Here is a 20,896-nt window from a genome sequence, read left to right as displayed (position 1 = left end):
CACTCTCACGTGTGGCGGGCGCGGGCGGCAAGGGACAGTACGTCCACTGCCGGGCCCGCGCCCGCGACGGTGTGTCGGCCGCTCAGCCGTCCAGCGAGGTCATCACGTGCTTGACGCGGGTGTAGTCCTCGAAGCCGTACGCCGAGAGGTCCTTGCCGTAGCCGGACTTCTTGAAGCCGCCGTGCGGCATCTCCGCGACCAGCGGGATGTGGGTGTTGATCCATACGCAGCCGAAGTCGAGCTTCTTGGACATCCGCATGGCGCGCGCGTGGTCCTTGGTCCACACCGAGGAGGCCAGCGCGTACTCCACACCGTTGGCCCAGGTCACGGCCTGGTCCTCGTCCTGGAAGGACTGCACGGTGATGACCGGTCCGAAGACCTCCTGCTGGACGATCTCGTCGTCCTGCTTGAGGCCGGAGATGACGGTCGGCGCGAAGAAGTAGCCCTTCTCGCCGACCTGCTGGCCGCCGGTCTCGACCTTGGCGTGCGCGGGCAGCCGCTCGATGAAGCCCTTGACCTGCGCGAGCTGACGGGCGTTGTTCAGCGGCCCGTACAGCACGTCCTCGTCGTCGACGGCGCCGGTCTTGGTGTCGGCGGCGGCCTTGGACAGCGCGGTGACGAACTCGTCGTGGATCGACTCGTGCACCAGCACCCGGGTCGCGGCCGTACAGTCCTGGCCGGCGTTGAAGTAGCCCGCCACCGAGATGTCCTCCACCGCCTTGGCGATGTCGGTGTCCTCGAAGACCACGACCGGCGCCTTGCCGCCCAGCTCCAGGTGGACCCGCTTGAGGTCCTTGGACGCGGACTCGGCGACCTGCATGCCGGCCCGTACGGAGCCGGTGATCGAGGCCATCGCCGGGATGTCGTGCTCGACCATGAGGCGGCCGGTGTCGCGGTCGCCGCACACGACGTTGAACACGCCCTTGGGGTGGCCCAGTTCCTCCAGTACGCCGCCGATGATCTCGGCGATCAGGACGGTGGAGGCGGGGGTGGTGTCCGAGGGCTTGAGGACGACGGTGTTGCCCGCGGCCAGCGCCGGGGCGAACTTCCACACGGCCATCATCATCGGGTAGTTCCACGGCGCGACCTGCGCGCACACCCCGACCGGCTCACGGCGGATGATGGAGGTGAAGCCGTCCATGTACTCGCCGGCCGCGCGCCCCTCCAGCAGCCGGGCCGCGCCCGCGAAGAAGCGGATCTGGTCGACCATCGGCGGGATCTCTTCGGAGCGTACGAGCGCGATCGGCTTGCCGCAGTTCTCCGACTCGGCGGCGATCAGTTCCTCGGCCCGCTCCTCGAAGCGGTCGGCGACCTTGAGGAGGACCTTCTGGCGCTCGGCGGGGACCAGGTCGCGCCAGGCGGGGAAGGCCGCCTCGGCGGCCGTCATCGCAGCGTCCACATCGGCGGCGGCCGACAGCGGAGCGGTGGCATACGCCTCACCCGTCGCCGGGTTGACCACGTCCGTTGTCCGGCCGTCGGCGGCGTCCCGGAACTCCCCGTCGATGTAGTTGCGCAGACGACGCAGTTCGATGGTCACGTTGCGGCTCCTCCTGTTCGGATGTCCGATGGATGAGACACCCACACTAGTCAGTAGGGCCACGCTTTCGACATACCCACAACCCATAGACAACGAAATCCGTGGCCCTGGATCTCTTTGCCAACTGATTTCATTGAATCGGGGTTGCGGGACTGTCGACCCTCGTGCACAGTGAGGGACGTGGCCCCCCGTAACAGCGCCGAGCGAACCGGCACCCCGTCGATCGACTCCGTCTCCCTGGCGATCATCGAGCAGCTCCAGGAGGACGGGCGCCGTCCGTATGCCGCGATCGGCAAGGCCGTGGGCCTGTCCGAGGCGGCGGTACGCCAGCGCGTACAGAAACTGCTCGACCAAGGCGTGATGCAGATCGTCGCGGTCACCGACCCCCTCACGGTCGGCTTCCGGCGCCAGGCGATGGTCGGCATCAACGTCGAGGGCGACCTCGACCCGGTGGCCGACGCCCTGACGGCGATGGAAGAGGTCGAGTACGTCGTCATGACCGCGGGCTCCTTCGATCTGCTGATCGAGATCGTCTGCGAGGACGACGACCACCTGCTGGAAATGATCAACAAGCGGATCCGCACGCTGCCCGGCGTGCGCTCCACCGAGAGCTTCGTTTACCTCAAGCTCCGGAAGCAGACCTACACCTGGGGAACGAGATAGCTATGGGTAGCGACCTCTCCAAGACGGCGTACGACCATCTGTGGATGCACTTCACCCGCATGTCGTCGTACGAGAACGCCCCCGTGCCGACGATCGTGCGCGGCGAGGGCACCAACATCTACGACGACAAGGGCAAGCGCTACATCGACGGCCTGGCCGGCCTCTTCGTGGTCAACGCGGGCCACGGCCGGGTGGAGCTGGCCGAGACCGCCTACAAGCAGGCGCAGGAACTCGCCTTCTTCCCCGTGTGGTCCTACGCCCACCCCAAGGCCGTGGAGCTCGCCGAGCGCCTGGCGCACCACGCCCCGGGCGATCTGAACAAGGTCTTCTTCACCACCGGCGGCGGCGAGGCGGTGGAGACCGCCTGGAAGCTGGCCAAGCAGTACTTCAAGCTCACCGGCAAGCCCACCAAGCACAAGGTGATATCGCGGGCGGTGGCCTACCACGGCACCCCGCAGGGCGCGCTGTCCATCACCGGCCTGCCCGCCCTGAAGGCCCCCTTCGAGCCGCTGGTCCCCGGCGCCCACAAGGTCCCCAACACCAACATCTACCGCGCGCCGATCCACGCCGACGACCCCGAGGCCTTCGGCCGCTGGGCCGCCGACCAGATCGAGCAGCAGATCCTCTTCGAGGGCCCGGACACCGTCGCCGCGGTCTTCCTGGAGCCCGTGCAGAACGCCGGCGGCTGTTTCCCGCCCCCGCCCGGCTACTTCCAGCGGGTCCGCGAGATCTGCGACCAGTACGACGTGCTGCTCGTCTCCGACGAGGTCATCTGCGCCTTCGGCCGGCTCGGCACGATGTTCGCCTGCGACAAGTTCGGCTACGTACCGGACATGATCACCTGCGCCAAGGGCATGACCTCGGGCTACTCCCCCATCGGCGCCTGCATCATCTCCGACCGCCTGGCCGAGCCCTTCTACCAGGGCGAGAACACCTTCCTGCACGGCTACACCTTCGGCGGCCACCCGGTCTCCGCCGCCGTGGGCCTGGCCAACCTGGACATCTTCGAGCGCGAGGGCCTCAACCAGCACGTCCTGGACAACGAGGGCGCCTTCCGCGCCACGCTGGAGAAGCTGCACGACCTGCCGATCGTCGGCGATGTGCGCGGAAACGGGTACTTCTACGGCATCGAACTGGTCAAGGACAAGACCACCAAGGAGTCCTTCGACGAGGCGGAGACCGAACGCGTCCTGTACGGCTTCCTGTCCAAGGCCCTTTACGACAACGGCCTTTACTGCCGCGCCGACGACCGCGGCGACCCGGTCGTCCAGCTCGCGCCGCCGCTGATCGCCGACCAGCCGGTCTTCGACGAGATCGAGCAGATCCTGCGCACGGTCCTCACCGAGGCCTGGACCAAGCTCTGACCTCGCCCTTTGTCCCGTCTACGACCGTGTAGCGGCGGCCCAACTGAACATCGCCGGGCCCGGGTTCACTGGTATCAAGCCATATGAGTGAACCTGGGCCCTTGCACGTGCCGAGCGGCAAATGCCAGGGTCGCCAGTCCTTACCGTGCCAGTGACCGATACCCTCCATGGTCGTTCACCCGGCCAGGGGAACGAATGGACGCGAACTACCAAGAGGTGCGCAGATGGTGGCCCCGCCCGACAACGATGTGATCTGGGCTCGTGGACTGCACCACGCATACGGTGGCACCCCCGCGCTCGCGGGCGTCTCCCTCGGGGTCCGCGAGGGCGAGATCCTCGCCGTCACCGGCCCCCGCGGCTGCGGGAAGACCACCCTGCTCAAGTGCCTGTCGGGTCAGTTGGCGGCCGAGCGCGGCGAGGTCTGGTTCAACAGCGCCCCCGTCCACACCCTCAGCGCCCTCAGCCGCGAACGGCTGCGCCTGGACCGCTTCGGCTGGGTGGACACCGAGCCGCAGCTGGTCCCCGAGCTGACCGCGTGGGAGAACGCCGCGCTGCCGCTGCTGCTGCGCGGCGAGGGACACCGCGCCGCCAAGAACACCGCCTGCGAGTGGCTGGACCGCCTGGACGTGGGCCAGTGCGCCCGCCGCCGCCCCGACCGGCTCGACCAGTCCCAGCGCCAACGGATCGCCCTGGCGCGGGCCTTGGCGACCACTCCGCAGGTGCTCTTCGCCGACGAGCCCACCGCCCCGCTGCACCGCGCCGACGGCGCCCAGGTGCTGCGCACCCTGACCACCGCGGCCCGCTCGCACCGCATCACGGTCGTGCTGGCCACGCACGAGCCCGAGGCCGCCACCCTCGCCGACCGCACCGTGACCCTCGTCGACGGCAGGCGGGCCAGCGCCATGCCGGCCGCCGGGCCCACCGACGCGGAAAGCAGGCCGGCGTGCTCGCTCTCCGTCTAGCCCGCGGCTCCCACCCCCTGGTCCTGCTCCGCCGTCTGTTCGTCACCGCGGCCTCCGCGGGCACCGGCTTCCTCCTGCTGGCCTCCCTCGGGCACGCCAGCGGCCACCCCGCCGCGACCGCCGACTCCGTCCTGCGCCTGGTGTGGTGCGTGGTGCCGCTGGCCGCCACCGTCCAGCTGTCGGTGTCCGTGGCCCGTACGGACCCCGCCGCCCGGCTCCAGCGGGGCATGACCGCCGCCGGCCTGGGCCCCGTACGCCTGACGCTGCTCGCCGCCTCCTCCACCGCGCTGTCCTGCGTCCTGGGCTCCGTCCTGGCGCTGCTGGCCTTCCTGCATCTGCGCGGCGGCCTGGGCGGCCGCCCACTGGGTGGTGCGGCGGCCGAACTGCTGGGCGCGGGACACCCGCTGCCCATCGGCGCCGTACTGATCCTGCTCGCCGTCGTTCCGGTCTGCGCCGCCGCGGCCACCGCCGTGACGCTGCGCCCCCGCAAGAACGCCCCGCCCGCCCCCGCGGCCGCCACCGCCGACGCGCCCCGGTCGCTCACCTCCACCGGCCTGCCCTGGGGCATCGCGCTCACCGCGGCGGGCCTGGCCCTGGAGGCGTACGCGGGCCGGGGCGCCACCGCCGCCGAGGGCCTGCTGCCGCTGCCGGGACGCATCGTGGGCAGCCCGCCCGGGGTCCTGCTGGGCTGGACGCTGTCCGCGCTGGGGCTGGTGCTGGCCGGGCCGGGGCTGACCCATCTGTGCGGGCGGCTGCTGGGCGCGGGCCGGCCCGGTGCGCTGCGCCTGCTGTCGGGCCGGGTCCTGCAGGAGGAGTCCCGCCGCATCGGCCGTCCGCTGGGTGTGCTGTGCGCGGTGGCCTCCGGCGCGTACGCCGCGGCCAAGCTGTACGAGACCTACCCCGTGCGCCCGTTCGGGCCGCTCACCGGACTGGGCGCCGCGCTCGTCCTGGCCTGCGCCACCGCCAGCGCGCTCACCGCCACGCTGGAGGCGCGCTCGGCGCGCACGTACACCACCGCCGCCCTGCGGCGCCTCGGCGCGCCCGCCTCGCTGCTGCACCGGGCCGCCGCGCTGCGCGCCACCGCCCTGGTCGTGGTGCTGGCGCCGCTCACCTGGGCTGTCGCCGAACTGTCCGCGCTGCCCCTGCTCCCCTGAGGGCCGCCGGGATCCACGCCCCGCTGCGGTGCCCCCTCTTGGCGGCGCGGCGGTGTGCCTACGATGGCGGACGTGCAGCCGACTCCCGAGCGTCCCCAGTCCGTTGGAACCCCCGCTGGAACTCCCGCCTTCGACCAGCACCCCGATCCGCACCCCGACCGCGAGATCGAAACCCTTGAGGAGTTCGACCGGGCCATCGCCCAGGGCGATCTGTCCGGTCACCGCGTCCAGTCCGTGGATCTGACGGGCCGTACGTCCGCGCTGCTGGGCGCGAACACCGCCGACGCCGTCTTCCTGGGCTGCCCGATGGAGCCCGCCGCCGCGGCACAGGTGCGCGCCACCGGGGCACTGGTCTTCCCGCCGATACCGAATCTTGCGTTCAACCCGTACCGGGGGTCGCTGTACGGGCCCGACGAACTCTTCGAGGGGCTTGAGAGCGCGGCGGGCTACGGGGCGACGCCGGACGCCCGCGCGTACGAGTGGTACGGGCGCACCAGGTCCGACGGCGACATCTTCGCGTCGATGCTGCGCAGCATCCACGACGACGCGGTCTCCGACGCGCTGGACGAGCAGGTGGCCGGTGCGCGGGTGGTGGGGGTGATGGGCGGGCACGCCCTGGAGCGCGGCTCGGCGCCGTACGCGGGCGCCGCACGGCTGGGCCGCGGGCTCGCCCGCAGTGGGCTGACGGTGGCCACCGGCGGCGGTCCGGGCGCCATGGAGGCGGCGAACCTGGGGGCGTATGCCGCGCCCTTCGACGACGCGATGCTGGAGGAGGCCCTGGAACTCCTGGCCAAGGCGCCGCACTTCGCGCCCTCGGTGACGGACTGGGCGCGGGCCGCCTTCGACGTGCGGGAACGCTGGCCGGGCGGCGGGGACTCCATCGGCATCCCCACCTGGTTCTACGGGCACGAGCCGCCGAACGTCTTCGCGCAGCACATCGCCAAATACTTCGTCAATGCCGTGCGCGAGGACGGGCTGCTGGCGCGCTCGAATGCCGGGGTCGTCTTCCTGCCGGGCGCCGCCGGGACCGTACAGGAGATCTTCGACAACGCGACCCCGAACTACTACGAGTCCCGGGGCGAGCCGACGCCGATGGTGCTGGTCGACCGCGCGCACTGGACCGAGCACCTGCCGGCCTGGCCGCTGCTGCAGGCGCTGGCCGCCAACCGGTCGATGGCGTCCCGGATCGCGCTGGTGGACTGTGTGGAGGAGGCGTCCGAGGCGCTCGCGCGGCTCACCTCGGGGCCCGGCTGCTGAGCCGGCGCCCGGCCCGCTCCCCGCTCGGTTACCGGATAGCGACCTTACGTTTGGTCGCCACAGGCAACGCTCGTGCCCGAATACGCGTCTGGCAGTCGGACGTATTGCACGCGGTTCGCGAACGGAGCACTTGGTGATCATCGGCCTTCTGACGGCGGTAGCGGCTTCGGCCTGTTACGGCACGGGTTCGGTCCTGCAGGCGGTGGGGTCGCGCAAGTCCGCTCGCCAGGAGGCGGCCGCCGCCTCCACGACCGGTGTCACCCAGCACGGCGGACCCAGCCTCTCCTCCACCGCGAAGGCCGCCGTGACCTGGGAGTTCATGGTCGGTACGGTGCTGGACTTCATAGGCTTCGGCCTGGGCGCGCTGGCCGCCCGTATGCTGCCGCTCTTCCTGTCCCAGACGGTGATCAGCGCCAACCTGGTCATCACGGCCGTGCTGAGCATCAAGATGCTCGGCATCAAGCTCAGCCGGCCCGAGTGGATCTCCATCGGCGTGGTCTGCTCGGCCCTGGTGCTGCTGGCCACCGCGGCGGGCCCGGAGGGCAGCGGGGCCACCCCGATCGCCTCGCACTGGTGGCTGCTGGCCGCCGCCGTGGCGCTGATGGCGCTGGGCACGCTCGCCGTACGGCTGCTGGGCTCGCGCGCCGCGATCCTGGCCGGTCTGCTGTCGGGTCTGGGCTTCGGCGCGCTCGGCGTGGGCGTGCGCGTCCTCAACGGCGTGCAGCCCTTCGACCTGGGCGCCCTGCTGAGCGACCCGGCCCTGTACGCGATCCTCGTCGCGGGCATCGGCGGGATGTATCTGCACACGGTGGCCCTCCAGATCGGTTCGGTCAACGGCGCCACGGCCGCGCTGGTCGTGGGCGAAACGGTGGTGCCCGGCATCCTCGGCGTGCTGTGGCTGGGCGACTCCTCCCGCCCCGGCTTCGCCTGGGTCGCCATCCTCGGCTTCGTGGTGGCGGTGGCGGGCGCCGTCGCCGTGGCCTGGTTCGGCGAGCCGGAGGGCGGCGCCCCGGAGCAGTCCGAGGCCGCACCGCCCGGCCCCGCCACCGAGGCGGCGACGCCCGAACCCTCGGCCGCCACAAAGAGGTAGTCGGCGGGCACACCGTCCCCCGACGGGGCGCGGGACGGTGTCGCTATACGGCTCTACGGTGTCGCTGTGCGGCTCTGCCGCACGGGCGCGACCGGCCACGACGCGCCCACAGGCGCAGGGGTGGCCGAGCCGCCACCGCGGCCGGTCCGGCTCACCCGCCAGGAGACAGCAGCCGGGCCAGTTCCTCGTAGGAGTGCTCCCAGTCCCAGTGCGAGCGCACCCAGGCCCGGCCCTTCTCCCCCATCTCCCGGGCCGCGACCGGGTCGCCGAGCATGGCCACGAGCCGTTCGGCGACGGCCTGCGGGCTGTGGCCGTCGACGACATGGCCGCTCTCGCCGTCCCGTACGGTGTCCGGCGCGCCGCCCGAGTCGCCGACGAGGACCGGCAGTCCGGCGGCGGCCGCCTCCAGGAACACGATGCCCAGCCCTTCCACCTCCAGCCCGCCCCGTCGGCTGCGGCAGGGCATCGCGAAGGCGTCGGCCGCGGCGTAGAAGGACGGCATGGCGTGGTGCGGCCGCCCTCCGGTGAAGATCACGGCGTCCGGCACGCCCTCGGCGCGGGCCATGCGCCGCAGCCGCTGTTCGTCGGGGCCGTCGCCGACCAGCAGCAGCGCGGCATCGGGCAGCCGACGCCGCACCAGGGGCAGCGCCCGTATCAGGGTGTCCTGGCCCTTGCGCGGTACGAGCCGGGCGGCGCACAGAATCACCCGGCGGCCGGTGAGGCCGTAGCGCTCGCGCACGGGCCGTGGGTCCTGTCCGGGCCGGAAGGCGGCGGCGTCGACCCCCGGGACCAGCCGGACCATCCGCCGGGCGGCCGCGGGGCCGAGCGCGGAGGCGATCGGTGCGCGGGTGGCCGCCCCGAGGTGGGTCACGGCGTCCGCGCCCGATCCGATGCGCCGCAGCAGTGACCGCGCGCCGGGTGTACGGGCCCACCAGACCTCGTGCCCATGGGTCGTGGCCACCACGCGCCGCACCCCGGCCTGTCTGCGCAGGCTCCCCGCCATCAGCCCGAGCGGCGCGGCGGCCCCGAACCACACGCTGTCGCAGCCGTAGTAGCGCGCGAGGGCGACGCTCCGGGCGGTGGTCCGCGGGGTCGGCAGCAGCATGCGCCCTGTGTCGCGGACGACGGGGTAGGGCAGGGCGGCGTCGTGTGCGCACGCGCCGGGCTCCGCCGAGGTGTGGACCACGACGCGGTCGGGCGGGAAGCGGTTCACCAGTTCATGGACGAAGGTCTCGATGCCGCCCTGCCGGGGCGGGAAGTCGTTGGTGACGACGAGCGTACGGTTCACACCGTCCCCCTCTCCCGCACGGCCGCCACCGCCGCACCCGGCACCCCGCCGTCGGCGAACCGCCCGTCCCGTATCGGCAGAGGGCCGCTCACCGGCACGCTCTTCGCTGCCTCCGCCTCGGACATGGCCGCACCGGGCCTCGCATCTCGCACCGCCGCTGCCGTGCTCCCGCCGCGCGCGCTGTCCCTTCCCGCGGTGCCGGTGCCCAGCCGCGGCAGGGCCCACAGCACGAGGGGGTAGACGAGGTAGCCGAAGCGGGTGGCCGGCATCAGGGCCATGGCCAGGCCCAGGCCCAGGGCGAGGCGGTCGGCCGCCGCGCGCACGCTCAGCGGTGGGCGCAGGCGCAGCCACAGCAGAATCAGTACGGCGCTCACCGCCAGCAGCGCTCCCGCGATGACCGTGCCGCCCGGTACGTACGCGGCCAGCAGGTGTCCGGGAAGCGGGCTCGCCGCGGGCGAGGACGTGGCGCCGAGGCCGAGGGGGAAGGCGATGACGTTCTCGACGAACGCCGAGGGCTGGGCCAGGGCGAACGGAGCGACGGCCACCACCGCGGTCAGCGCGGCCACGGCGCCCGCCCGCAGCGCCGGGCGGCGTCCGTGGCGCACCGCCATCAGCGCGAAGGCCACCGGCAGCGCGGGCCAGGCCGTCCACTTCAGGGCCGCCGCCACACCGAGCACCAGCCCGGCGCGGCCCGCCTGCCCCCGCCCCGCCAACGCCAGCCCCAGGCACATCAGTCCGATCACGGGCAGGTCGATGCCGCCCACGGCCAGCGGCAGCGCCACGATCGGGCAGGCCACGAGCCACAGCAGACGCGTGCCGCCGAGAAGCGCGGTGGGCCCGGCGGGCCGGGGCTGCTCGGTGCGGCGGGCCAGTACGGCGGCCGCGCCCGCCAGCGCCGCGAGGAAGGCCGCCGCCATCCACCAGCGGGCGTCGCCCAGCGCACCGTCGCCGAAGAGCGCGCGCGGGAGGCCGAAGACCGCCATGCCCGGCAGATACGGGTTGTAGTCCGCCACCACGGACGGCTCGGCGAGATACGGACTGCCGGTGGACAGCAGCAGGCCGCCCGAGCGCTCGACGACGGCGACCTCCAGCTGGGAACGGCCGGTGACCACGAGGGCCACCAGCGGCAGCAGTACGGCTCCCGCCACCGCGACGGCGGCGGGCAGCAAACCGGCCCGGCCGCGCAGCCGCCCCACGACCGCGGCCAGTGCCGCGATGCCGTACCCGACCGCCGCGATCGCTCCCCACGCGCGGTGCGGGGCGAGTCCGGATGCGCCTCCCAGCGCGAGCGCGCAGCCTCCGAAGGCCACGGCAATCGCCGGAACCAGAGCGGCCCCACCCTTCGCCCACGCACCCAACTGCCGTGCGTACCGTGCTCGTTGCACCCTCTTCGTCATCGCCGGACCCCCATGTCCTCGCCCTGATCACGAGGCTATGGACGGGCCCTTCGCGAGACGTCAACCGACGATCCGAACCTGCGCGTCACACCGTGGTATGACACCGGCCCGCCGGATCAACCCGTGCGGCGACGCCACGGCCGGCGCCGGGACGAACAATGGAGCCATGAGCACTTCCCTCCAGCAGCGGCTGCGCGCACGGATCGCCGCGCCCGCCTTTCCCTGGGTCACCGGCGGCGCGCTGACCGCGCTCGCGATAGCCGAGCTGGAGTGGTTCGCGCCCGCGTCACCGACGGTCACCATCGGCGTGCTGGCCTCGGCCGCCTCGCTGATGTGGCTGCGCATGCAGCCCGCCGTGGCGTTCCTCGCGGTGGCCGCCGCCGTGGTCGGCTTCGCCGCCGACGACAACCTCTACATCGTCACCATCGTCAGCGGGCTGGTCGGCTGCTACACCCTGGGCCGCCACCGCCTCCAGCATCCGGCCGTGCTGGTCGCTGAGGGCGCGCTGGCCGCGCTGACCGCGAACGTCATCCACATCCTGCGCTGGCGCAGCACCTACGGCGAGATCTTCCCCGCCATCCGCGGCGGGGACTGGCTCTCGCCCGGGCTGTTCACCGAGGCGTTCGTCCTGACGGTGGCGATCATCGGCGCGGTCTCCATGGGCGACGCGGTGCGCGCCCGCGCGGAGTCGCGGCGTGAACGGGCCGCGGCGCAGGCCCGGTTGATCGCGATGGAGCGGCGTCAGGCCGCGGAGGCGGAGCGGGCGGCGATGGCCCGCGAGCTGCACGACGTGGTGGCGCACTCCGTATCGGTGATCGCCGTGCAGGCGGAGGGCGCCACCTACACCACCGCCGATCTCTCCCCGCAGGCGCGCGAGGGCTTCCAGCAGATCGCCGCCTCCGCCCGCGCCTCGCTGTCCGAACTCCGCCGTCTGCTGGGCGTGCTGCGCACCGAGGGCGACAGAGCCGAGACGGCCCCGCAGCCCACGCTCGACGGCCTGGAGGACCTGCTGGAGCAGCACATCGCGGTGGGCGGCGAGGCGGAGCTGCGCATCGACGGCGAGCGGGTCACCCTGCCCACGTCCTGGGAGCTCTCCGCCTACCGCATCGTCCAGGAGGCGCTGACCAATGCGCGCCGGCATGCCCCCGGTGCCCGTACGGTGGTCGACATCGGCTATCTGCCCGACCGTCTGAGGCTGCGTATCGCCGATGACGGCCCGGGCCCTGCCGATGGGATACACACCGGCCACGGACTGGTGGGCATGCGGGAACGGGCCGTGCTGCTCGGCGGTGCGCTCACCGCGGGACGCGGCCCCGACGGCGGTTTTCTCGTAGAAGCGGATCTTCCCCTGTGACACCGGCACCTTCCACGCCCCCGGCTCCCTCCACGACTTCGCCCTCGGCCGCGCCCGACCGGGTGATCCGGGCGATCGTCGCAGACGACCAGGCCGTCGTCCGCACCGCCTTCGCCAATCTCCTGAACACCCAGGACGACATCGAGGTGCTGGGCGAGGCCGAGGACGGGGCGCAGGCGGTCCGTATGGCGGCCGAGCGGCGCCCCGATGTAGTGCTGCTGGACATCCGTATGCCGCACAAGAACGGCATCGAGGCCGCCCGTGAGATCGTCGCCGCCTCCGACGGCGCCACCAAGGCGCTGATGCTGACCACCTTCGACCTGGACGAGTACGTCTTCGACGCGCTCGCCGCCGGGGCCAGCGGCTTTCTCCTCAAGGACGCCACCTTTCCCGAACTCCTGCACGCCGTCCGGGTCGTGGCCAGGGGCAATGCCCTGCTGGCGCCCGAGGTGACCAAGCGCCTGGTGGCGGAGTTCGTCCGCAGCCGTGCCACCCCGGTCCCGGTCGCCACGGTCGAGGAGCTCACCGCCCGCGAGGTGGAGGTCCTGGTGCTGATCGCGCAGGGCCTGTCGAATGCGGAGATCGCCCAGCAGCTGTCGATCACCGACCACACGGTCAAGACCCATATCAACCGGCTGTTCACGAAGATGGGCCTGCGCGACCGCGCCCAGGCCGTGATCCTCGCCTACGAGCTGGGCCTGGTCGTCCCCAATGCAGCGGCGAAGGGGGCCGTCAGGAGCTGAGCACCACCACATCTGGCGCGGCGAAGCCGATGCCCACGCTCTCGCCCGCCTCGGGGGCGTCCCGCAGCGCGCAGGCCGCCTCCAACTGCGGCCCCGTGGAGGGCTGGAGCAGCAGGGCGACATGGGTGCCGCGGAAGGTCCGGGCCGCCACCGTGCACGGCAGGCCGTCCTCGGGCGCGGTCAGCCGCACCCCGGCGGGCCGTACGAGCAGCCGGCAGGGCCCCTCCTGCGTGCCGTCCGGTACGGGCACCTTGCCCCAGGGGGTGTCCGCCGACCCGCCGCGCACCGTGGCCGCCACGACGTTGTCGAAGCCGAGGAAGCGCGCCACGAACTCGCTCGCCGGCCGCTGCCACACCTGAAGCGGGGTGCCGCTCTGGGCGATGCGCCCGTCCTGCATGACCACGACGCGGTCGGCGAGCGCGAACGCCTCGCCCTGGTCGTGCGTGACGGCCAGTACGGTGGTGCCCAACTCGCCGAAGAGCCGCCGCAGTTCGACGACCAGGCGCTCGCGCAGCCCGCGGTCGAGCTGGCCGAGCGGTTCGTCCAGCATCAGCAGCCGGGGGCTGGGGGCCAGCGCGCGGGCGAGCGCGACCCGCTGCTGCTCGCCCCCGGACAGCGCCGCAACGGACCGCCGCTGCGCTCCCGGCAGCCCCACCAGCTCCAGCAGTTCGCCGACCGTGCGCTCCTGTTCGGCGCGCGCGGCCTTGCGCATCCGCAGCCCGAAGGCGACATTGCCGCCCACGTCGCGCTGCGGGAAGAGCTGGTGGTCCTGGAACATCAGCCCGACCCCGCGCCGGTGCGTGGGCACCCCCGCCTGGTCCCTGCCCTGGAGGAACACCCGTCCCGCTTCGGCCTGCTGGAGCCCGGCCACGACCCGCAGCAGCGTGGACTTCCCGCTGCCGCTGGGCCCGAGGACGCATACGATCTCGTGCTCGGCGACCTCCAGGTCCACCGCGTCCAGCGCGGCCGGCCCCTCGGCCCGCCCGCCGAAGCGCACCGTCACCCCGTCCAGCCGCAGCAATGGATCACCGCCCGCGGCCCTCTTGTCCACGATGCGGTCGGCCTTCGTCGCCGAGCGGTCAGCAGCCACCTAGAACTCCCCGGACTGATCGGTACGCATGCGCTCCAGCGCCAGCAGCGCGCCCGCGCACACCACCATCAAAATCGTCGACAGGGCCATCGCCTGCCCGTAGTTGAGCTCGCCCGCGCGCCCCAGCAGCCGGGCCACGGCCACCGGGAGCGTGGGGTTGTCCGGGCGGGCGATGAAGATCGTCGCCCCGAACTCGCCCAGCGAGACGGCGAAGGCGAAGCCCGCGGCGATCAGCAGCGCGCGGCGCACCATCGGCAGGTCCACCTCGCGCCACACCCGCCACGGCGAGGCCCCGAGCACGGCCGCGGCCTCCCGCAGCCGCCCGTCCACCGCCCGCAGTACGGGCAGCATGGTCCGTACGACGAAGGGCACGCCCACCAGCGCCTGGGCCAGCGGCACCAGCCACCAGGAGGAGCGCAGATCCAGCGGCGGCTTGTCGAGAGTGATCAGAAAACCGAAGCCGACGGTCACCGCCGAAACCCCCAGCGGCAGCATCAGCAGCGCGTCGAAGCCCCGTACCAGCCGCCCGCCGCGCCGGGTCAGCGCGGCCGCCGCCAGACCGCCGATCACCAGCGAGATCACGGTGGCCACCGCTCCGTAGGCCAGGGAGTTCCCCAGGGCGTTCAGCGGTGCGACGGCGAAGGTGCTGTCGGCCGCGGCGGCCGAGCCGAGGGCCCGGTAGAAGTCCAGGCCGTAGCCGTCGGGAGCGGCGAAGGACCGTTCCACCAGCACGACCAGCGGCACGATCAGCAGCACCGCGATGACCAGGAGGTTGCCCCACAGCAGCGCCCACTGGCCCGCGCCCCGCGGCCGGCGCGCGGTCCGGGAGGCGTCCACGAGCCTGAGCGCCGTCTCACGGCGCCGCACGGTCCAGGCGTGCAGTCCCAGCAGGGCCAGCACCGCCGCGAACTGGACCATCGTCAGTACGGCGGCGGTCGGCAGCGCCAGGAAGTCGGCGGTCTGCCGGTAGATCTCCACCTCCAGCGTGGAGAAGGCGGGCCCGCCCAGGATCTGCACCACTCCGAAGGAGGTGAAGGTGAACAGGAAGACCATCAGCGTGGCCGCCGCCACGGCGGGCGCCAGCGCGGGCAGCGTCACCCGCCGCCAGGCCGTGAAGCGCCCGGCGCCCAGCACCCGCGCGGCCTCCTCCTGCCGCGGGTCCAGCTGCCCCCACAGCCCGCCGACGGTGCGTACGACCACCGCGTAGTTGAAGAAGACGTGCGCGAGCAGGATCGCCCACACCGAGGTGTCCAGCCGCACCCCCCACAGGTCGTCCAGTACGCCGCCGCGCCCGAGGAGCGCCAGGAAGGCGGAGCCGACGACGACGGTGGGCAGCACGAACGGCACCGCCACCACCGCCCGCAGCAGCTGCTTTCCGGGGAAGGAGAAGCGCGCGAAGACATACGCGCCCGGCAGCGCGATCAGCAGGGTCAGCGCCGTGGAGGCCGCCGCCTGCCACAGGGTGAACCACAGGACGTGCAGCACGTCCGGGTCGCTCAGCACCTCGCCGATCCGGCCGAGCTGCCAGCGCCCGTCCTCGCGCAGGCCCCGCCCCACGATCGCGGTGACGGGGTAGGCGAAGAAGAGGGCGAAGAAGGCGAGCGGCAGGGCCATCAGCCCCAGCCGCACCGCCGTCCCGCGCGCGCCGCCGGCCGTGCGAGGCCTGTCCCGGCGGCCGGGCTCTACTTCCGGATCAGCGAGGACCACTGCTTGATCCACTGTTCGCGGTGGCCGGTGATGGTCTGCGGCGCCAGCGTGTGCGGCTCATCGATCTTCTCGCCGTACTGGGTGAACAGCTCCGGCAGCGCCGCGTCACTGCGCGCCGGGTTCACGAACATCTGCAGCGGTACGTCCTCCTGGAACTTCTTGCTCAGCAGGAAGTCCAGCAGCGCCTTGCCGCCCTTCTCGTTCTTGGCGCCCTTGAGGAGCCCGGCGAACTCCACCTGGCGGAAGCAGGTGCCGCTCGCGACCCCGGTGGGCGCTTCCTTGGGCCGCGGGTCCTTGCCCATCACCTCGGCCGGCGGGCTGGAGGCGTAGGAGACCACCAGCGGCTTGTCGCCCTTGCCCTTGCCGGCCGCCGAGCCGGAGAAGCGGTCGTTGTAGGCCTGCTCCCAGCCGTCGACGACCTCGACACCGTTGTCCTTGAGCTTCTTCCAGTAGTCCTGCCAGCCGTCCTCGCCGTACTGGGCGATGGTGCCGAGCTGGAAGGCCAGGCCCGGGGAGGAGGTCGCGGAGTTCTCGGTGATCAGCAGGTTCTTGTACTGCGGCTTGATCAGGTCGTCGAAGGTCTTCGGCGGTTCGATCTTGTGGTCGGCGAAGTACTTGCGGTCGTAGTTGACGCAGATGTCGCCGAAGTCGACCGGAGTCACCCGGTTCTGGTCCTTGTCGAGCTGAAGCTGACCGGGAACCTTCTCCAGGCCCTTGGCCTTGTAGGGGGTGAACAGCCCCTCGTTCAGACCGCGCGAGAGCAGGGTGTTGTCGATGCCGAAGAGGACGTCGCCCTGCGGGTTGCCCTTGGACAGGATGGCCTGGTTGACGGCCTTGCCCGCATCCCCGCCCTTGAGCTGCTGGACCTTGTAGCCGCTCGTCTTCTCGAACTCCTTGAGCAGGCTCTTGGAGACGTTGAAGGAGTTGTGGCTGACCAGCGTGACCGTCTTGGCGTCCGCGGCCCGCGAACCACTGTCATTGCCGCAGGCGGCCAGCGCTGCGGCGCCGACCGCGGCGGCAACCACCGCGGCCGCGACTCTGCCGGCTGTGCTGCTGATGGTGCTCAACGGATTCCTCCTGGCTGACGGGCTGACCAGGAAGAGACGCGGCCCCGCCCGGCACCCAGGCCGCAGGACCTCGGGCGCCGGACAGGGCGCAACAGCATGAGTGACGACCGAACTTCCTACCCGGAATGACCCGGGCGAGGTTCAAGGGTCTGCGGCCCCCGTGCCCCGATCGATCAATCCATCAATCAATCGACGGCAGGTACCGCACTCTCAGCGCTGTGGCGCTCCCCTGTCGGAATGTGCATTTGTTCGAAACCCTACGGTTCCGCCGCTACGGTACCAGCGCGCGTTCAGCGCTCCGAGGCGGCGAGCTGCCCGCAGGCCCCGTCGATCTCCTGGCCGCGGGTGTCCCGTACGGTCACCGGCACCCCGTGGGCCTCGATGGCCTGCACGAACGCCTTCTCGTCCTCGGGCCGCGAGGCGGTCCACTTCGAGCCGGGCGTGGGGTTGAGCGGGATCAGGTTGACGTGCACCCGCTTGCCCTTGAGGAGACGGCCGAGCAGGTCACCGCGCCACGCCTGGTCGTTGATGTCCCGGATCAGCGCGTACTCGATCGAGACCCGGCGCCCGGACTTCTCGGCGTACTCCCAGGCCGCGTCCAGGACCTCGCGCACCTTCCAGCGCGTGTTGACCGGTACGAGGGTGTCGCGCAGCTCGTCGTCGGGCGCGTGCAGGGACACCGCGAGCCGGCACTTGAAGCCCTCGTCGGCGAACCGGAGCATCGCTGGGACCAGGCCGACCGTGGAGACGGTGATGCCGCGCTGGGAGATCCCCAGCCCGTCCGGCTCGGGGTCGGTCAGCCGCCGGATGGCGCCCACGACGCGCTTGTAGTTGGCCAGCGGCTCGCCCATGCCCATGAAGACGATGTTGGACAGCCGCGCCGGTCCGCCCGGCACCTCGCCGTCCCGCAGCGCCCGCATGCCGTCCACGATCTGGTGGACGATCTCGGCGGTGGACAGATTGCGGTCCAGACCCGCCTGCCCCGTGGCGCAGAACGGGCAGTTCATCCCGCATCCGGCCTGCGAGGAGATGCACATCGTGACCCGGTCCGGGTAGCGCATCAGCACGGACTCCACGAGCGTGCCGTCGTGCAGCTTCCACAGCGTCTTGCGGGTGGTGTCGTTGTCGCACGAGATGTGCCGCACCACGCTCATCAGCTCCGGCAGCAGCTCGGCCGCCAGCTTCTCGCGCGCCGCCGCCGGGATGTCCGTCCACTGCTCGGGGTCGTGGGCGTACCGGGCGAAGTAGTGCTGCGAGAGCTGCTTGGCGCGGAAGGGCTTCTCGCCGATGGCGGCGACGGCCTCACGGCGCTCGGTGGGGCTGAGGTCGGCGAGGTGCCGCGGCGGCTTCTTGGCCCCGCGCGGCGCGACGAAAGTGAGTTCTCCGGGTGCAGGCATGGTCCTACCAGTGTCGCAGAAGTACGAACAGGGGCCCGCCATCGCGGCAGGCCCCTGTTCATCACCGTAAAACCGCTGGTCAGCCGGCTCCCACAAAGACCACCAGCAGCAGCCAGACCACGGGGGCCGTGGGCAGCAGGGAGTCCAGGCGGTCCATGATGCCGCCGTGGCCGGGCAGCAGGGTGCCCATGTCCTTGATGCCGAGATCCCGCTTGATCATGGACTCGCCGAGGTCGCCGAGGGTCGCGCTGGCCGCGACTGCCAGGCCCAGCAGCAGACCCTGCCACCAGACGCCGTCCTTGATCAGGAACTGCATGCACAGGGCGCCCGCGACCATCGCGAACAGCACGGCGCCGACCAGGCCCTCGCGGGTCTTGCCGGGGCTGATGCGGGGGGCGAGCTTGTGCTTGCCGAAGCGCCAGCCCACCGCGTACGCGCCGGTGTCGCTGACCACCGTCAGGATCAGGAAGGACAGCACCCGCTCGGGGCCGTCGTCCTGCGCGGCGAGCATCAGCGCCACGAAGGTCGCCAGGAAGGGGACGTAGAACGCCGCGAACACACCGGCGGTGACGTCCCGCAGATAGTTCTCCGGGGCCTCTGTCATGCGCCACACCAGGACGGCGAGCGCCGTCAGTGCCATCGCCACCCACGCGCCCTCGGCGCCGCGGACGTACCCGGCCACGACCATGGCCGTACCGCCGACCGCCAGCGGCACCAGCGGTACGCGGATGTCCTTGCGCTCTTCGAGGCGCGAGGTCAGCTCCCACAGGCCGACGACGACCGCGATCGCTATCACGCCGATGAAGAGGTGCTTGTAGACGAAGAGCGAGACGAGGATGACCGCGCCCAGGCCGACCCCGACCCCTATCGCGGCCCGCAGGTTGCGCCCCGCGCTCTTCTTCTGCGGTGTGCCCGGGTCCTGCGGAGTGTCCGGCGCGGACGGCGGTGTGGGCATGGGCTCCTGCGGCTGTTCATCGCGGAACAGGGGGCCGCTCAGCCGAGCGGCCCCCCCATCGTTCCGGTTGTCCCGGTCGTCGTCCTGGTCTCCGCCTGTGGTGGGCACGGTGGGCATAGGCCGAGTCTGCGCCGCCGCTGCCCAGTCGTGCGCGGGACCCGCCGAGGAGGGGGGTTCCTCCCAGCGGTAGCCGGGAGAGGGCCCCTGGTCGGGTGGTCCCCACTGGCCGGCACGGCCGGCTCCAGGCGGAGCACCCCAGGATGACTCGTTCATCAGACCTCGAGGAGCTCGGATTCCTTGTGCTTGAGCAGCTCGTCCACCTGCGCGACGTACTTCGCGGTGGTGTCGTCGAGCTCCTTCTCGGCGCGGCGCACCTCGTCCTCGCCGGACTCCTTGTCCTTGACGAGCTTGTCCAGGGACTCCTTGGCCTTGCGCCGCACACTGCGGATCGAGATCTTGGAGTCCTCGGCCTTGTTCTTGGCGACCTTGATGAACTCCCTGCGACGCTCCTCGGTGAGCTCGGGGAAGTTCACGCGGATGATGCTGCCGTCGTTGCTCGGGTTGACGCCCAGGTCCGAGTCCCGGATGGCCTGTTCGATGTTGCGCAGCGCGCTCTTGTCGAACGGGGTCACCACGGCCATCCGCGGCTCGGGCACCGCGAACGACGCCAGCTGGTTGATCGGCGTCATCGCGCCGTAGTAGTCCGCCACGATCTTGTTGAACATCGCCGGGTGCGCACGCCCGGTGCGGATCGCGGCGAAGTCCTCCTTGGCGACCACGACGGCCTTCTCCATCTTCTCCTCGGCCTCGAGGAGGATCTCTTCGATCACCACTTGCTCCTGGTCTTTTCGGTAAGAAGCAGAGCCTCGCCCCTGCCGCGCGTCTTCTCCTGCACGGTGTCCGACCGGCAGGCCGTTGTCCATCCCCGTGCCGAGGTCTTCCCAAGGCCGGGGGTTGCCGCCCGTACGGATTCGCCGACCGTACGCGATGCGGCAGTTGGGGCCGTCAGGCCCGGGTGCCCTGATCGCTGACGAGCGTGCCGATCTTCTCACCCTTCACCGCGCGGGCGATGTTGCCCTCCGCGAGCAGCTCGAAGACGAGGATCGGAAGCTTGTTGTCCCGGCACAGGGTGATGGCGGTGGCATCGGCGACCTTCAGGTCGCGGGTGATGACCTCGCCGTATTCGAGGGCGTCGAACTTCACCGCGTCGGGGTTCTTCTTGGGGTCGGAGTCGTAGACGCCGTCCACGCCGTTCTTGCCCATCAGCATGGCCTCGGCGTCGATCTCCAGGGCGCGCTGGGCCGCGGTGGTGTCCGTGGAGAAGTACGGCATGCCCATACCGGCGCCGAAGATGACGACCCGGCCCTTCTCCAGGTGGCGCACGGCGCGCAGCGGGATGTAGGGCTCGGCGACCTGGCCCATGGTGATGGCGGTCTGCACGCGGCTGTCGATGCCCTCCTTCTCCAGGAAGTCCTGGAGGGCCAGGCAGTTCATGACCGTACCGAGCATGCCCATGTAGTCCGAGCGGGCCCGGTCCATGCCGCGCTGCTGGAGTTCGGCGCCGCGGAAGAAGTTGCCGCCGCCGATCACGATGGCGATCTCGTAGCCGTCACGGACCACGGCGGCGATCTCGCGGGCGATGGCGTGCACGACATCGGGGTCGACCCCCAGGCCCCCGCCGCCGGCGAACGCTTCGCCTGACAGCTTCAGCAGGAAGCGGCCTTTCCCGCCCTCGTCGCCGTTGTGGGTACTGTCCGCGCCGTCGGCACCGTGATTCATTGCGCTCTCCTCGTGCACATACGAAGAAGGCCATTGCCGGTGGGTCCTCATCAGATCCCGGTGCGGCAATGGCCTCCTCGTCACATCTGCGG

Annotated in this window: 18 protein-coding genes; 8 read left to right on the top strand and 10 right to left on the bottom strand. The window is 71.7% G+C overall.

Translation table 11 applies throughout. The annotated features are described in order from the left end of the window. Positions 1-82 precede the first annotated feature (82 nt). Positions 83-1,537 (bottom strand): gamma-aminobutyraldehyde dehydrogenase, encoded by a 1,455-nt coding sequence (locus tag AC4IJH_RS05865; RefSeq protein ID WP_490850434.1) that lies wholly within the window; start codon positions 1,535-1,537, stop codon positions 83-85. Positions 1,538-1,708: 171 nt separating this feature from the next. On the opposite strand from AC4IJH_RS05865, the gene AC4IJH_RS05860 reads away from it, so the two are divergent. The 6 genes from AC4IJH_RS05860 to AC4IJH_RS05835 all read left to right on the top strand — a co-directional run bounded on the left by AC4IJH_RS05860 (position 1,709) and on the right by AC4IJH_RS05835 (position 8,027). Further along, positions 1,709-2,200 (top strand): Lrp/AsnC family transcriptional regulator, encoded by a 492-nt coding sequence (locus tag AC4IJH_RS05860; RefSeq protein WP_490850433.1) that lies wholly within the window; start codon positions 1,709-1,711, stop codon positions 2,198-2,200. A 2-nt stretch (positions 2,201-2,202) separates the two neighbouring features. Then, on the top strand, positions 2,203-3,564 hold the full coding sequence (locus AC4IJH_RS05855) for an aspartate aminotransferase family protein (protein WP_490850432.1): 1,362 nt from the start codon (positions 2,203-2,205) through the stop codon (positions 3,562-3,564). 224 nt (positions 3,565-3,788) lie between these two features. Beyond that, positions 3,789-4,526 (top strand): ABC transporter ATP-binding protein, encoded by a 738-nt coding sequence (locus AC4IJH_RS05850; RefSeq protein ID WP_490850431.1) that lies wholly within the window; start codon positions 3,789-3,791, stop codon positions 4,524-4,526. After that, complete coding sequence (locus AC4IJH_RS05845; RefSeq protein WP_490850430.1) at positions 4,508-5,680, top strand: hypothetical protein; 1,173 nt, start codon at positions 4,508-4,510, stop codon at positions 5,678-5,680. The genes AC4IJH_RS05850 and AC4IJH_RS05845 overlap by 19 nt, the downstream gene beginning before the upstream one ends. 63 nt (positions 5,681-5,743) lie before the next feature. Then, complete coding sequence (locus tag AC4IJH_RS05840) at positions 5,744-6,937, top strand: LOG family protein (RefSeq protein WP_490850429.1); 1,194 nt, start codon at positions 5,744-5,746, stop codon at positions 6,935-6,937. Positions 6,938-7,070: 133 nt separating this feature from the next. Next, complete coding sequence (locus AC4IJH_RS05835) at positions 7,071-8,027, top strand: DMT family protein (RefSeq protein ID WP_490850428.1); 957 nt, start codon at positions 7,071-7,073, stop codon at positions 8,025-8,027. 151 nt (positions 8,028-8,178) lie between these two features. Here AC4IJH_RS05835 and AC4IJH_RS05830 read toward each other — a convergent pair whose 3' ends face one another. Together AC4IJH_RS05830 and AC4IJH_RS05825 are read right to left on the bottom strand one after the other, a co-directional pair. After that, entirely contained in the window at positions 8,179-9,315 is a 1,137-nt protein-coding gene (locus tag AC4IJH_RS05830) for a glycosyltransferase family 4 protein (protein WP_490850427.1), read from the bottom strand. Beyond that, the gene (locus AC4IJH_RS05825) at positions 9,312-10,625 is read right to left on the bottom strand and encodes a glycosyltransferase 87 family protein (protein WP_490850426.1); all 1,314 of its coding nucleotides are present in this window, start codon (positions 10,623-10,625) and stop codon (positions 9,312-9,314) included. Before AC4IJH_RS05825 ends, AC4IJH_RS05830 begins: the two co-directional genes overlap by 4 nt. Before the next feature lie 253 nt (positions 10,626-10,878). Here AC4IJH_RS05825 and AC4IJH_RS05820 point away from each other — a divergent pair, with 253 nt between their 5' ends. Both AC4IJH_RS05820 and AC4IJH_RS05815 read left to right on the top strand, forming a co-directional pair. After that, positions 10,879-12,066, top strand: coding sequence for a sensor histidine kinase (locus AC4IJH_RS05820; protein WP_490850425.1), 1,188 nt, complete (start codon positions 10,879-10,881; stop codon positions 12,064-12,066). 62 nt (positions 12,067-12,128) lie between these two features. Further along, on the top strand, positions 12,129-12,809 hold the full coding sequence (locus AC4IJH_RS05815; RefSeq protein WP_490850529.1) for a response regulator: 681 nt from the start codon (positions 12,129-12,131) through the stop codon (positions 12,807-12,809). Here AC4IJH_RS05815 and AC4IJH_RS05810 read toward each other — a convergent pair. The 7 genes from AC4IJH_RS05810 to pyrH all read right to left on the bottom strand — a co-directional run bounded on the left by AC4IJH_RS05810 (position 12,799) and on the right by pyrH (position 20,804). Continuing rightward, the gene (locus AC4IJH_RS05810; RefSeq protein WP_490850528.1) at positions 12,799-13,863 is read right to left on the bottom strand and encodes an ABC transporter ATP-binding protein; all 1,065 of its coding nucleotides are present in this window, start codon (positions 13,861-13,863) and stop codon (positions 12,799-12,801) included. The genes AC4IJH_RS05815 and AC4IJH_RS05810 overlap by 11 nt on opposite strands. A 36-nt stretch (positions 13,864-13,899) precedes the next feature. Further along, on the bottom strand, positions 13,900-15,528 hold the full coding sequence (locus AC4IJH_RS05805) for an ABC transporter permease (RefSeq protein WP_490850527.1): 1,629 nt from the start codon (positions 15,526-15,528) through the stop codon (positions 13,900-13,902). A gap of 53 nt (positions 15,529-15,581) precedes the next feature. Continuing rightward, a complete protein-coding gene (locus AC4IJH_RS05800) occupies positions 15,582-16,673 on the bottom strand; it encodes a thiamine ABC transporter substrate-binding protein (protein ID WP_490850424.1) in 1,092 nt (363 codons plus the stop codon). A 290-nt stretch (positions 16,674-16,963) separates the two neighbouring features. After that, entirely contained in the window at positions 16,964-18,070 is a 1,107-nt protein-coding gene (gene rlmN, locus AC4IJH_RS05795; protein ID WP_490850423.1) for a dual-specificity RNA methyltransferase RlmN, read from the bottom strand. Positions 18,071-18,149: 79 nt separating this feature from the next. After that, positions 18,150-19,298 (bottom strand): phosphatidate cytidylyltransferase, encoded by a 1,149-nt coding sequence (locus tag AC4IJH_RS05790; protein WP_490850422.1) that lies wholly within the window; start codon positions 19,296-19,298, stop codon positions 18,150-18,152. Beyond that, entirely contained in the window at positions 19,298-19,855 is a 558-nt protein-coding gene (gene frr / locus AC4IJH_RS05785) for a ribosome recycling factor (RefSeq protein WP_490850421.1), read from the bottom strand. The genes AC4IJH_RS05790 and frr overlap by 1 nt, the downstream gene beginning before the upstream one ends. Positions 19,856-20,030: 175 nt before the next feature. After that, the gene (pyrH, locus tag AC4IJH_RS05780) at positions 20,031-20,804 is read right to left on the bottom strand and encodes a UMP kinase (RefSeq protein WP_490850420.1); all 774 of its coding nucleotides are present in this window, start codon (positions 20,802-20,804) and stop codon (positions 20,031-20,033) included. Between the last annotated feature and the right edge of the window lie 92 nt (positions 20,805-20,896).

Source organism: Streptomyces sp. UF-297, from assembly GCF_058245575.1.
Note: the sequence above shows the minus strand (reverse complement) of the source record. Positions and strands in the feature narration are given on the sequence as shown.

What these genes read in the sequence shown, in the direction of transcription:
- AC4IJH_RS05855 (WP_490850432.1), top strand. Translation starts at nt 2,203, where the DNA reads ATGGGTAGCGACCTCTCCAAGACGGCGTACGACCATCTGTGGATGCAC.
- AC4IJH_RS05850 (WP_490850431.1), top strand. Translation starts at nt 3,789, where the DNA reads ATGGTGGCCCCGCCCGACAACGATGTGATCTGGGCTCGTGGACTGCAC.
- AC4IJH_RS05840 (WP_490850429.1), top strand. Translation starts at nt 5,744, where the DNA reads ATGGCGGACGTGCAGCCGACTCCCGAGCGTCCCCAGTCCGTTGGAACC.
- AC4IJH_RS05820 (WP_490850425.1), top strand. Translation starts at nt 10,879, where the DNA reads ATGAGCACTTCCCTCCAGCAGCGGCTGCGCGCACGGATCGCCGCGCCC.
- rlmN (WP_490850423.1), bottom strand. Translation starts at nt 18,070, where the DNA reads ATGCCTGCACCCGGAGAACTCACTTTCGTCGCGCCGCGCGGGGCCAAG.
- AC4IJH_RS05790 (WP_490850422.1), bottom strand. Translation starts at nt 19,298, where the DNA reads ATGAACGAGTCATCCTGGGGTGCTCCGCCTGGAGCCGGCCGTGCCGGC.
- pyrH (WP_490850420.1), bottom strand. Translation starts at nt 20,804, where the DNA reads ATGAATCACGGTGCCGACGGCGCGGACAGTACCCACAACGGCGACGAG.